Source organism: Micromonospora sp. WMMD710, assembly GCF_029626045.1.
GTDB lineage: Bacteria > Actinomycetota > Actinomycetes > Mycobacteriales > Micromonosporaceae > Micromonospora.
This window is the reverse complement of sequence record NZ_JARUBD010000001.1, coordinates 3,618,036-3,630,970: the sequence shown is the minus strand read 5'-3', so window position 1 is coordinate 3,630,970 and position 12,935 is coordinate 3,618,036. Positions and strand designations below refer to the sequence as shown.

9 protein-coding genes and 1 pseudogene are annotated in these 12,935 nt (G+C 71.9%); 7 read left to right on the top strand and 3 right to left on the bottom strand.

All coding sequences use genetic code 11. The annotated features are described in order from the left end of the window. Positions 1-34: 34 nt before the first annotated feature. From O7620_RS16635 to O7620_RS16625, 3 genes are all read right to left on the bottom strand, one after another. Entirely contained in the window at positions 35-1,102 is a 1,068-nt protein-coding gene (locus O7620_RS16635) for an NADH:flavin oxidoreductase/NADH oxidase (protein ID WP_151488175.1), read from the bottom strand. 320 nt (positions 1,103-1,422) lie between these two features. Then, positions 1,423-2,091, bottom strand: coding sequence for a DUF998 domain-containing protein (locus O7620_RS16630; protein ID WP_278123717.1), 669 nt, complete (start codon positions 2,089-2,091; stop codon positions 1,423-1,425). Continuing rightward, positions 2,084-3,049 carry a glutathione S-transferase C-terminal domain-containing protein gene (locus tag O7620_RS16625; RefSeq protein WP_278123716.1) on the bottom strand — a complete coding sequence of 322 codons (966 nt, stop codon included), beginning with the start codon at positions 3,047-3,049 and terminating at the stop codon, positions 2,084-2,086. The genes O7620_RS16630 and O7620_RS16625 overlap by 8 nt, the downstream gene beginning before the upstream one ends. A gap of 106 nt (positions 3,050-3,155) precedes the next feature. Between O7620_RS16625 and pcaF the strand changes: the two genes are divergently transcribed. The 7 genes and pseudogenes from pcaF to O7620_RS16590 all read left to right on the top strand — a co-directional run bounded on the left by pcaF (position 3,156) and on the right by O7620_RS16590 (position 12,934). Beyond that, entirely contained in the window at positions 3,156-4,361 is a 1,206-nt protein-coding gene (pcaF, locus tag O7620_RS16620; RefSeq protein WP_278123715.1) for a 3-oxoadipyl-CoA thiolase, read from the top strand. Positions 4,362-4,510: 149 nt separating this feature from the next. Continuing rightward, entirely contained in the window at positions 4,511-5,323 is an 813-nt protein-coding gene (locus tag O7620_RS16615; RefSeq protein ID WP_278123714.1) for an SAM-dependent methyltransferase, read from the top strand. 4 nt (positions 5,324-5,327) lie between these two features. Further along, positions 5,328-7,484, top strand: coding sequence for an EAL domain-containing protein (locus O7620_RS16610; protein WP_151488171.1), 2,157 nt, complete (start codon positions 5,328-5,330; stop codon positions 7,482-7,484). 64 nt (positions 7,485-7,548) lie between these two features. Next, positions 7,549-8,053, top strand: a pseudogene (locus O7620_RS16605) (DUF456 domain-containing protein). 341 nt (positions 8,054-8,394) lie between these two features. Then, a complete protein-coding gene (locus O7620_RS16600; RefSeq protein ID WP_278123713.1) occupies positions 8,395-9,981 on the top strand; it encodes an amino acid permease in 1,587 nt (528 codons plus the stop codon). A 109-nt stretch (positions 9,982-10,090) separates the two neighbouring features. Further along, entirely contained in the window at positions 10,091-11,455 is a 1,365-nt protein-coding gene (locus O7620_RS16595; protein WP_278123712.1) for a glutamine synthetase family protein, read from the top strand. A 123-nt stretch (positions 11,456-11,578) separates the two neighbouring features. Then, complete coding sequence (locus O7620_RS16590; protein WP_151488167.1) at positions 11,579-12,934, top strand: aldehyde dehydrogenase family protein; 1,356 nt, start codon at positions 11,579-11,581, stop codon at positions 12,932-12,934. The last annotated feature ends 1 nt before the right edge of the window (position 12,935 follow it).

Here is a 12,935-nt window from a genome sequence, read left to right as displayed (position 1 = left end):
CCGAGCACGGCGGCGGCCACCCGACCGGCGGGGTTCAGGCGGCGCGGGCGTACTGGGCGGGCCCGCTGTACGCGACGCCGAGCTTCGCGGCGGCGCGGCGCGGCCAGTACGGGTCACGCAGCAGCTCCCGACCGAGCAGCACCAGGTCGGCGTCGCCACTGGCGATGATCTGCTCGGCGTGCTCCGGCTCCACGATGAGGCCCACCGCGCCGGTCGGCACACCGGCCTCGCGGCGGATCTGGGCGGCCAGCGGCACCTGGTAGCCGGGGCTGAGGGCGATCCGCTGGTGCGGGCTCACGCCACCGGTGGAGGTGTCGACGAGATCCACGCCGACACCGGCCAGCTCACTGGCGAGCACGACGCTGTCCTCAATCGTCCAGCCGCCCTCGACCCAGTCGGTGGCGGAGATCCGGGTGAGCACCGGCACGTCCTCGCCGACCACGGCACGCACCGCGCGGGCCACGTCCAGGGTGAGTTTCATCCGACCGGCCCGGTCACCGCCGTACTCGTCGGTGCGCTTGTTGGTCAGCGGCGAGAGGAACTCGTTGAGCAGGTAGCCGTGCGCGGCGTGGACTTCCACGGCGGCGAACCCGGCGTCGAGAGCCCGTTCCGCGGCGGCGGCGAACGCGTCCACGACGCCGGCGATGCCCGCCGCGTCGAGGGCGGTGGGCACCCGGTAGGTGGCGTTGTACGGCTCCGGGCTCGGCGCGACCGGCGTCCAGCCGCCCTCCGAGTCCGGTACGCCACCGTCGGCCGGCGCCCACGGCCGGTAGGTGGACGCCTTGAACCCGGCGTGCGCGAGCTGGACGGCCGGCACCGCGCCATGGGCGGCGACGAAGGCGGTGACGGGTCGCCACGCGTCCACATGCGCGCCGGACCACAGCCCGGTGTCCTGTGGGCTGATCCGACCCTCGGGGAGTACGGCGGTGGCCTCGGTCAGCACCAGCCCGGCTCCACCCACGGCGCGAGTGCCGAGGTGGATCAGGTGCCAGTCGGTGGGCAGGCCGTCGGGGCCGGCCGAGTACTGGCACATGGGCGCCATGGCGATCCGGTTGGGCAGGGTGACCCCGCGCAGGGCGAGTGGTGTGAACAGGGAGCTCATGTCGTCATCCTCTCGATACGGCGTCGGACCCCCCGAACGAGGGGTCCGACGCGGTAAGAACGGGTCAGGCGGGGACGGGGTTCAGTTCCGGCCGGATGTCGGCGGCGGCTGGCTCCGGCTCGGTGCGGTCCCGATGGCGCAGCCGGACGTATCCAATGGTCTGATCCGGGTGGGGTGGGAGCGTTACGCCCGACAGATGCCGCTGGCCTGCAGTCGGAGATCGACATACAGGCGAACGGTGAGGCCCCAGACATTGGTCATCGGTGACCGACGTTACCCCGGCACGCCTCCATCGCAACGAGTGTCAGCCGTGAGGCTCCTTACAGACTGTCCCGCTGGCGGGTCAGCGCCAACGCGGTGGCGGTGGTCAGGCCCCAGAGCACCACGAGCCCGAGGACCAGCCGCTCCACGACGCCCACCAGGGCGCCCCGGCCGACGACGAGCATGGCCAGCCCGACCGTGGCGCAGAGCGGCAACGTCAGCGCGACCGTGCCGCCGGACACCCGCCGCACCACCGGGCCGACCGGCCCGGACACGGTGAGCGCGACCATGGCGAAGACCACCACCGCGGTCGCCGCGATGCTCGCGCCGCCGTGCACGAGGTCGGCCACCGTGGACCGCTCGAACGGCGGCAACGGACAACCGGCCGAGCAGGTCACCGCCCCCGACACGGCCGTGAGAACGGCACCGCTGGCGAGCAGAGCCGGCGCCGCCCGCACACCGGGAGGCAGCGCCGCGGCGACCAACAGCAACGCGGCGGCCAGGGCGAGAACCCCGATCCGGTACGTCACGGCGTGCGCGCTGCCGGCGATACCGGTCTCACTGACGTACCCCGTGAGCCCCGGACCGGGACCGGCGACCAGCGCGACCGTCACCGCGGCCGCGCCGGCCAGCGTGCATCCGGCGGCGGCCGACGCGGCGACCCGGCGCCCGACATCCGCCCGGATGCCCGGTGTGCTCGCGGTGCCGGCCCGGGCCCGCTCAGCCACGCCCGTGCGGCGTCGTCCAGCCGGACTCGTCGGGCCCCAGCGGCACGATCCCACTCGGGTTGATCTCGTGGTGGGTGCCGTAGTAGTGCCGCTTGATGTGGTCGAAGTCCACGGTCTCCCCGAAACCCGGCGTCTGGAACAGGTCCCGGGCGTACGCCCAGAGCACCGGCATCTCGGTCAGCTTGGAGCGGTTGCACTTGAAGTGCCCGTGGTACGCGGCGTCGAAGCGGACCAGCGTGGTGAACAGCCGCACGTCGGCCTCGGTGATCGCGTCGCCCATCAGGTAGCGCTGCCCGTCGAGCCGGTCGGAGAGCAGGTCGAGCCGGGCGAAGAGCGCCCGAAACGCCTCGTCGTACGCCTCCTGGGAGGTGGCGAACCCGCATCGGTAGACGCCGTTGTTGACGTCGGCGTGGATGTCGGCCATCAGCGCGTCCATCTCCGGGCGCAGCTCGACCGGGTACAGGTCCGGTGCGCCGGGCGCGTGCAGCCGCCGCCACTCGGTGGAGAAGTCGAGGGTGAGCTGCGGGTAGTCGTTGGTGACCACCCGCCCGGTCAGGGTGTCGACCAGCGCCGGCACGGTCACCCGGCCGGTGTAGTCCGGGTCGGTGGCCAGGTACGCCTCGGAGAGGAAGCCGACGCCGAGGACCGGGTCGAAGCCGTCCGGGTCGAGGGCGAACGCCCAGCCCCGCTCGTCGCGGATCGGGTCGACGGTGCCCAGCGAGATCGCGTCGTCCAGCCCGAGCAGACCGCGCACGATCCTCGCCCGGTGCGCCCACGGGCAGGCACGGCACCAGATCAGCCGGTACCGGCCGGCCTCCAGGGGCCAGCGGTCCTGCTCGTCCGGGCCGCCACCGGGCGGGGAGGTCGAATCGGCGGTGACCCGACCGGTGAACCGGTTGGGCTGGCGGACGAACGCGCCGCCGCCACTGGTCTCTGCGCTGAACTGGGCCCGGGCCATGCCGTCAACCTATCCGCTGCCGGCGCGGATATCCTGGCGGCCGGCAGCCCCCCGCGACCCGGTGGGTGTGCCCCACCCCCGCCGTCTGCACCCCGAAGGACTCGCGATGACCGTGGCATACCTGGTGGCCGGTGTCCGTACCCCGATCGGCCGGTACGCCGGCGCGTTGGCCGGAGTCCGCCCCGACGACCTGGCCGCACACGTGATCCGCGAGCTGGTCGAGCGCCATCCGTCGGTGGACTGGGCCCGGGTGGACGACGTGGTGCTGGGCTGCGCCAACCAGGCCGGCGAGGACAACCGCAACGTGGCCCGGATGGCGGCCCTGCTGGCCGGCCTGCCCGAGGAGGTGCCGGGCAGCACGGTCAACCGGCTCTGCGGCTCCGGCCTGGACGCCCTCGCCACCGCCGCGCGGTCCATCGTCGCCGGGGACGCCGAGCTGGTCGTCGCGGGTGGCGTGGAGAGCATGAGCCGGGCGCCGTTCGTCATGCCGAAGGCGACGTCGGCGTACTCCCGCTCGGCCGAGGTGTACGACACCACGCTGGGCTGGCGGCTGGTCAACCCGCTGATGCGCGACGGCTGGGGGGTCGACTCGATGCCGGAGACGGCGGAGAACGTGGCCGCCGAGTACGGCGTGAGTCGCGCCGAGCAGGACGCGTTCGCGTACCGCTCGCAGCAGCGCGCGGCCAAGGCGCAGGCCGACGGCCGGTTCGCCGAGGAGATCGTGGCGGTGACCGTGCCGGCCGGGCGCGGGGAGACCCGGCTGGTCGAGGTCGACGAGCACCCCCGGGAGACCACGCTAGCGAAGCTGGCGGCGCTGCCCACCCCGTTCCGTGCTGGCGGCACGGTGACCGCCGGGAACTCCTCGGGTGTCAACGACGGCGCGGTCGCGTTGCTGGTGGCCAGCGAGGCGGCGGTGGCCCGGTACGAACTCACTCCGCTGGCCCGTATCGGGGGCGCGGCGGCGGCCGGTGTGCCGCCCCGGATCATGGGAATCGGTCCCGTCCCGGCCACCCGCAAGCTGCTCGACCGGGCCGGTGTGCAGCTGGGGGCGGTGGACGTGGTGGAGCTGAACGAGGCGTTCGCCGCGCAGTCCGTGGCGGTGCTGCGCGAGTTGGGGCTGCCCGTCGACGCCGAGCACGTCAACCCGAACGGCGGCGCCATCGCGTTGGGGCACCCGCTGGGCGCCAGCGGTGCCCGGCTGGCGTTGACCGCCGCGCTGGAGTTGCGGCGGCGCGGTGGGCGTCGGGCCCTGGCCACCATGTGCATCGGTGTCGGGCAGGGCATCTCGCTGCTGCTGGAGCCCGCCGGCTGAGTGCGCAAACAGCGCGAAGGGATCTCCCGAACGCTGGAGTCGGCGGCCTAGAGTGGTCCACACCACACGACCCGCGGGTCCGCCGGTGGTCGCACACGCCCGTCGACGCCGGTGCCGCCCGTGCCGCGGCGATGAACTGGGGAGCACAGATGCCGGACGGACTGCCGACCGAGATCGATCTGACCAGGCCGAGCGCGGCCCGGGTGTACGACTATTTCCTGGGCGGGGCGCACAACTTCGAGATCGACCGGCAGTTGGCCGAGCAGATCGCCAGCATGACCCCGAACCTCGCCGCGACCATGCGCTCGGGCCGCGAGTTCCTGCGCCGGGCCGTCCGGGTGCTGCTCGACGCCGGCATCGACCAGTTCCTCGACATCGGCTCCGGAATTCCCACCGTGGGCAACGTGCACGAGGTGGCCCAGGCGGCGAACCCCAAGGCCCGGGTGGTGTACGTCGACATCGACCCGGTGGCCGTCGCGCACAGCCGCGAACTGCTCGCCGGCAACGACCTGACCGGTGTGATCCACGCCGACCTGCGGGAGCCGGAGCGGATCCTCGCCGAGACCCGCCAGCTCGGGCTGATCGACGTCAGCCGGCCGATGGGCATCCTGCTGGCCGGGGTGGTGCACTTCGTGCCGGACGCCGACCACCCCGACGCGATCCTGGCCACCCTGCGGGCCGCCGCCGCGCCGGGGAGTTTCCTGGTCATCTCGCACTCCACCTTCGAGGACCAGCCGCAGGAGATGCTGGACGCCCAGCGGCTCTCCGCGCGTACCGACACCGAGATCACCCTGCGCTCGCGTGCCCAGGTCACCGGCTTCTTCGGCGACTGGACCGTCCTCGAACCGGGTGTCGTGCACATGCCGCTCTGGCGTCCGGACTCACCGTCCGACGTGGACGAGCACCCGGAGCGGTTCGGCGCCTTCGGGGGCGTCGCCCGGTACGACCAGCCCGCCGGCTGATCCCGTGGCCGCCGTCGGGGATCCCATCGGTGCCGACGTCGGCCGGGGCGGCGCCGAGGGCTACGCCGCCGACTGGGCCCGTGCGGTGCGCCGGCTCGGTTTCGTGCCGCTGAGCGCGGCCGAGACCGAGCGGCTGCTGCTGGCGCACACCGTCCGGTTGGCGCAGGCGGTGCGCACGGAGCCGTTCACCGCCCGCCCCGCGGAGGAGGTCGGTCGCGCCCTGGTGGAGGCCCATCTCACCGAGCCTCGGGCACTGGAATGGTCGTTGCGTGCCCTCGGCACGGACTTCCCCCGCCGGGTGCTGGCGGCCGACGGGTGGCCGGCGGACCTGACCGAGCGGATCGCGGCCGTACAGGGTGGGCTGGCCGCCGGGTACGCCCGGGCGCTGCGGGACCGCACCTTCGCCCAGCAGGAACGGATCGCCCGGTCGGCCTGGCAGGCGCGCGACGAGGTCGAGCAGGCGCTGCGGGACAGCGAGGCACGGTTCCGGGCGGTGTTCACCGGCGCGGCGATCGGGATCGGCATCGCCGGGGTGGACGGTCAGATCATCGACGTCAACCAGGCGTTCGCCGACATGCTGGGCTACTCGATCGAGGAACTGTGCCGGATCAACGTGGCGGCGTTGTTCCACGCCGACGACGCCGCCGGCATGTGGGAGCTGTATCAGCAACTCATCGAGGGCAAACAGGACGCGGCCCGGGTGGAGAAGCGCTACCACCGCAAGGACGGCAGCGTGGTCTGGACGGACCTGGCCGTCTCGCTGATCCGGCACGACGACGGCCGGCCCCGGTTCACCGTTGCCATGATCGAGGACATCACCGAGCGGTACGAACTCCAGCAGCGGCTGCGGTTCCAGGCCCTGCACGACCCGCTGACCGGGCTGCCCAACCGGACGCTGTTCTTCGAGACGTTGGGCCGGGTCCTCGACGCCGCCGCGGCGGCGGACCGCCGCGTCGGGGTGTGCTTCCTCGACCTGGACGGGTTCAAGGCGATCAACGACAGCCTCGGCCACGACCTCGGCGACCGGCTGCTGGTGATGATCGGCCGGCGGCTGGCCGAGTGTGTGGCCGACCACGGCCACCTGGTCGCCCGGATGGGCGGCGACGAGTTCGTGATCCTGGTCGACGGCGGTGAGGACGCGGTGGCCGTGGCGAAGACGGCCCTCGCTGCCGTCGCCGCCCCGGTGCACGTCGGTGACCAGCAGTTGGCGGTCTCGGCCAGCGTGGGCATCGTGGAGTGCCCGGTCGCGGAGACCAGCGCCTCGGAGTTGATGAAGGCCGCCGACACGACGCTGTACTGGGCCAAGGCGGCGGGCCGGGGCCGGTGGGCGGTCTACGACCCGGAGCGCAGCGCACGGGACATGGCCCGGGCGGCGCTGGTCGCCGGGCTGCCGGCGGCCCTGGAGCGGGGCGAGTTCGTGCTGCACTACCAGCCGATCGTGTCGCTGCTGGAGGGCCGCATGCTCGCGGTGGAGGCGCTGGTCCGGTGGAAGCACCCCGAGTTGGGCCTGATCGGGCCGGACCGGTTCATCGGCCTCGCCGAGGAGACCGGCCTGATCGTCGGGCTCGGCGAGTGGGTGCTGCGCACCGCGTGCCGCGACGCCGAACGGTGGTGGCGGGAGTTCCCCGACGCCCGACTGGTGGTCAGCGTCAACCTGGCGGCTCGGCAGGCCGACGACCCCGCGATCGTGGACACCGTGGCCGACGCGCTGGCCACCAGCGGGTTGCCCGAGGAACTGCTGCAACTGGAGCTGACCGAGAGCGCCGTGATGGGCAGCGCCGGTGAGCCGCTGCGCAGCCTGCACCGGCTCGCCGACCTGGGCGTCCGACTGGCGGTGGACGACTTTGGCACCGGCTACTCCAACCTGGCGTACCTGCGGCGGCTGCCGATCCACTGCCTGAAGCTGGCCGGCCCGTTCGTCGAGGGCATCCGCGCCGACGGTACGGATGTGGCGGCCGATCACCGCGACGAGCGGATCGTCGACGCGTTGGTGCGGTTGGCCCACGCCCTGGAGCTGTGGGTCACCGCCGAGGCGGTGGAGACCGGGGTGCAGGCCGAGCGGCTACGGGCGCTGCGGTGCGACACCGGGCAGGGCCGGTATTTCGGCGCGCCGTCGCCGGCCGAGACGATCACCGCCCGGCTGCGTGGCGGGGCGGCGTGATGGGTGCGCGCGGGGGATCGTTGCGTCCGGGACGGTCCCGATGGTGGCGACGAAAGGCGACGGCGTGAGCCTGAACGACTCGCAGACGGTGGTGACCGTGGTGGCCGCGTTGGCCATCCTGGCCGGTCTGGCCGGCGTGGTGGTGCCCGGCCTGCCGGCGCTGCCGCTGTGCTGGGGCGGGGTGCTCGTCTGGGCGATCTTCGGCGGCGCCGGCCCGGGTGGGTGGGTGGGTGGTGTTCGCCGCCGCGACGCTGGTCGCCGCCGGCGGCACGGTGGTCAAGTACGCCTGGCCCGGTCGCAACCTGAAGCGCACCGGTGTGCCCACGTCGACGCTGCTCGCCGGCGCGGTGCTCGGCATCGTCGGGTTCTTCGTGATCCCGGTGGTGGGGCTGCTGCTCGGCTTCGTCGTCGGGGTGTGGGCGGCGGAGCGGCTGCGCCTGGGCAGCAACCAGTTGGCCTGGCCGTCCACGGTGCAGGCGCTCAAGGCCGCCGGCCTGTCCATGCTTGTCGAGTTCACCGCCGGCCTGCTGATCGCCGCCGCCTGGGTGACCGGCCTCCTCCTGCTCTGACCTCCCGCGAGCCCTTCCTCCGCTGATCAAGAGGTTTGCGTCAGAATTCGCGCCCCGCGTGACGCGAACCTCTTGATCACCGCGGAGATGGGGGCGCGGGGCACCGGCCCGTGAGAGAGGAAGGTGTGCCCCGCGCCGCCGCGGTCCGGGCGGTCCGAGTGCCCGGGTAGGCCCGTCGCGAACGGGCTGGTCACAGGCTCAAGGATGGGGCCGGCGGGCGCGCGCGGCAACGCAATTAGCCCGGCGGCGGTGAGATTCCCACCCGCACCGTATTGACCGCCCTTGATCGGCGGGACGACACTTTGCGCACTCGTACGCGGAATCCCTCAGGGAGGTGTGCAGTGGCCACGACGCCCGTGCCGACCGCCGAGCAGCCGATGGACGACGATGCCCGGCGGCTCGCCGAACTCGGCTACAAGCAGGAGCTGCGCCGCAAGTGGAGCGGCTTCTCCAACTTCGCCATCTCGTTCTCGATCATTTCGATCCTGGCCGGCTGTTTCACCACCTTCGGGCAGGCGTGGAACAACGGCGGACCGGTCGCCATCTCCTGGGGCTGGCCGCTGATCTCGCTGTTCATCTTGATCATCGGTTTCTGCATGGCGGAGCTGGTGTCGGCGTACCCCACCGCGGGCGGGATCTACTGGTGGGCGGCGACCATGGGTCGGCCGGTGCACGGCTGGTTCACCGGCTGGCTCAACCTGATCGGCCTGGTCGCGGTCACCGCCTCGGTCGACTACGGGTGCGCGACGTTTCTCAACCTCACCCTGTCGGCGCTGTTCGACGGCTGGGCGGGGACGCTACGCCAGGCCTTCCTGCTCTTCGTGATCATCCTGGTGCTGCACGGTCTGATCAACATCTTCGGGCACCGGATCATCGACGTACTCCAGAATGTCTCGGTCTGGTGGCACGTGGCCGGCGCGGCCGTCGTGGTGGCCATCCTGGTCTTCGTCCCGGACAACCACCAGAGCTTCCAGTTCGTGTTCACCGAGCGGTTCAACAACTCCGGCTTCGGTGATGGCGACGTCGGCGGGTTGACGTTCTGGTTTTACGTGCTGCCGCTGGGCTTCCTGCTGACCCAGTACACGATCACCGGCTTCGACGCCTGCGCGCACGTCTCCGAGGAGACCCGGGGCGCCTCGCAGGCCGCCGCCCGAGGGCTCTGGCAGTCGATCTTCTACTCGGCGGTCGGCGGCTGGATCCTGCTGCTGGCGTTCCTGTTCGCGGCCACCGACGTCGAGGCGGTCAACGCGGCCGGCGGCTTCTCCGGTGCCATCTTCGAGTCCGCGCTCACCCCGGTCTTCTTCAAGATCGTCATCATCATCTCCACCATCGGGCAGTTCTTCTGCGGAATGAGCTGCGTGACCTCGATGAGCCGGATGGCGTACGCGTTCAGCCGCGACCGGGCGGTCCCCGGCTGGCGGTTGTGGTCCTCGGTCGACCGTAACGGCACCCCGGTCAAGGCGATCATCGGCGCCACCGTGGCCGGTCTGGTGCTCACTGTGCCGGCGCTGTACGAGAGCTCCGCCGGCATCCCGATCGCGTTCTACGCGGTGGTGTCCGTCGCGGTGCTCGGGCTCTACCTGTCCTTCCTCATCCCGATCGCGCTGCGACTGCGAATGGGTGACGCGTTCACCCCCGGCCCGTGGACCCTCGGGCGGAAGTACAAACTGCTCGGCTGGATCGCGGTCATCGAGATCGCGATCATCGCGGTCTACTTCGTGCTGCCGATCGTGCCCGCCGGGGTGCCCGGCAGCGACGACTTCACCTGGTCGGCGGTGAACTACGCGCCGCTCGCCGTGGGCGGGGTGCTGCTGGTGGTCGCCGTCTGGTGGTATGCCTCGGCCCGCAAGTGGTTCACCGGCCCGGTCCGCACCGTCGAGGACCCGACCGTCGAGTCTCAGCCGGCGGCGGTCGACGGAAGGGACTGACGGGGTCGATCAGGGTCGCGCGGATCCCACCGTGGTTTGCCGCCGACCGCGCCGGGGGCATTGACGGTGATCCGGTTTGCCAGTAGACCTTGGTGATGGAGGCCCGCGAATGAGAAGAGCTCCGCTCACGCTGGAACAACTGCGGGTCGCCGTCGCCGAGGGCGAGATCGACACGGTGGTGCTGGCCCTTGTCGACATGCAGGGCCGCCTCCAGGGCAAACGATTCCACGCGCCGTACTTCCTCGACCAGGTGGTGGCCAACGGCAGCGAGGGGTGCAACTACCTGCTCGCCGTGGACGTCGACATGAACACCGTCGACGGGTACGCGATGTCGAGCTGGGACCGCGGCTACGGCGACTTCGCGATGGTGCCGGACTTCGACACGCTGCGGCGGACGCCCTGGCAGCCCGGTTCCGCGCTGCTCCTGGCAGACCTGACCTGGCTGGACGGCTCCGGTGACGTGGTCGCCTCACCCCGGCAGATCCTGCGCCGGCAACTGGACCGGCTGGCCGAGCACGGGCTCACCGCGTACGCCGGCACCGAGCTGGAGTTCGTGCTGTTCCGCGACTCGTATGAGGACGCCTGGCGGCGTGGCTACCGCGATCTCACCCCGGCCAACCAGTACAACGTGGACTACTCCCTGCTCGGCACCGCCCGGGTCGAGCCGCTGCTGCGCCGGATCCGCACCGAGATGGCCGGCGCCGGGCTGACCCCGGAGAGCGCCAAGGGCGAGTGCAACCTGGGCCAGCACGAGATCGCCTTCCGGTACGACGAGGCGGTCGCCTGCGCCGACCACCACGTGATCTACAAGAACGGCGCCAAGGAGATCGCCGCCCAGGAGGGCATGGCGATCACCTTCATGGCCAAGCCGAACGAGCGGGAGGGCAACTCCTGCCACATCCACTTCTCGTTGCGGGACTCGTCGGGCTCGTCGGCGATGCTCGGTGACGGGCCGGCGCACCTGTCGCAGACCGGGCAGCGGGTGCTCGCCGGTCTGCTCGCCACCATGCGGGAGTTCAGCCTGCTCTTCGCCCCGAACATCAACTCCTACAAGCGCTACCAGCCGGGGTCGTTCGCCCCGACGGCGTTGCGCTGGGGTGTGGACAACCGCACCTGCGCGCTGCGGGTGGTCGGGCACGGGCAGGGCATGCGGGTGGAGAACCGGGTGCCCGGCGCCGACGTCAACCCGTACCTGGCAATCGCCGGGCTGGTCGCCGGCGCGCTGCACGGCATCGACCGGGAGCTGGAGCTGGACGGGGAGTGCACCGGCAACGCGTACGACGACCCGGAGGCCGAGCGCGTCCCCGGCACCCTGCGCGACGCCCTCGCCCTGTGGGAGGCGTCGACGGTGGCCCGGGAGGCGTTCGGCGACGAGGTGGTGGCGCACTACGCCAACCAGGCGAGAGTGGAGTTGACGGCGTTCGACGCCGCGGTGACGGACTGGGAGCTGACCCGTGGTTTCGAGCGCCTCTGACCCCTCCGTCCCCACCCCTCACCGCGTCGATCATGAAGTTGTGGTGGGCGGAGAGTAGCGTGAGGCGGCTTTTGTGGGGCACCACAACTCCATGATCGACCGGGTGAAGAGGGGGTGGGGCGTGTGACGGTTCTGGTGGATCCCGCTCGTGGGGTGGGGTTTCTGGAGGTTGCTGCGGCCTCGGTGGACGAGGTCGACTCCGTCATCGCGCGGGCTTCTCGTGCTTTCGAGAGTTGGCGGGGGGTCGCTCCGGGGGACCGGGCTCGGTTGCTGCGGCGGTTCGCGTCCGTCGTCGACGCGCATCTCGACGAGCTGGCCGCGCTGGAGGTGCGCAACTCGGGGCACACGATCGGCAACGCCCGCTGGGAGGCCGGCAACGTCCGCGACGTGCTGGACTACTACGCCGGAGCGCCGGAGCGGCTGACCGGGCGGCAGATCCCGGTGCCCGGCGGGCTGGACGTCACCTTCCACGAGCCACTCGGCGTGGTCGGGGTGATCGTGCCGTGGAACTTCCCCATGCCGATCGCCGGCTGGGGGTTCGCCCCGGCCCTCGCGGCCGGCAACACCGTGGTGCTCAAACCCGCCGAGCTGACCCCCCTCACCGCACTGCGCCTGGCCGAGTTGGCCCGCGAGGCCGGCCTGCCCGACGACGTGTTCACCGTGCTCCCGGGCGAGGGCGCGGTGGTGGGGGAGCGGTTCGTCAGCCACCCAGCGGTCCGCAAGATCTGCTTCACCGGCTCCACCGCGGTCGGCACGCGCATCATGGCCGGCTGCGCCACCCAGGTGAAGCGGCTCACCCTGGAGTTGGGCGGCAAGAGCGCGAACATCGTCTTCGCCGACGCCGACCTGGAACGCGCCGCCGCGACCGCGCCCGGCGCGGTCTTCGACAACGCCGGCCAGGACTGCTGCGCACGGTCGCGGATCCTCGTCCAACGCCCGGTGTACGACCGCTTCCTGGAACTGCTCGAACCGGCGGTCCGGGCGGTACGGGTGGAGGACCCGGGCCGGGACACCGCCGAGATGGGGCCGCTGATCTCCGCCGCGCAGCGCGACCGGGTCGCCGGGTACGTGACCGGGGCGAAGGTCGCGTTTACCGGGTCCTGCCCCGACGGCCCCGGTTTCTGGCACGCGCCGACCGTGCTGCTGGCCGACTCGCCGGCCGACCGGCACTGGCGGGAGGAGATCTTCGGCCCGGTGGTCTCGGTGCTCCCCTTCGACGACGAGGCCGACGCGATCCGGCTCGCCAACGACACCGAGTACGGCCTTTCCGGCTCGATCTGGACCCGGGACGTGGGCCGCGCCCTCCGGCTCGCCCGCGCCGTCGAGTCGGGCAACCTCAGCGTCAACTCGCACTCCTCGGTGCGCTACTGGACCCCGTTCGGTGGGATGAAGCGTTCCGGGCTCGGCCGTGAGCTGGGCCCCGACGCTCTGCACTCCTTCACGGACGTCAAGAACGTGTTCATCGCGACGGAGGAGTGAC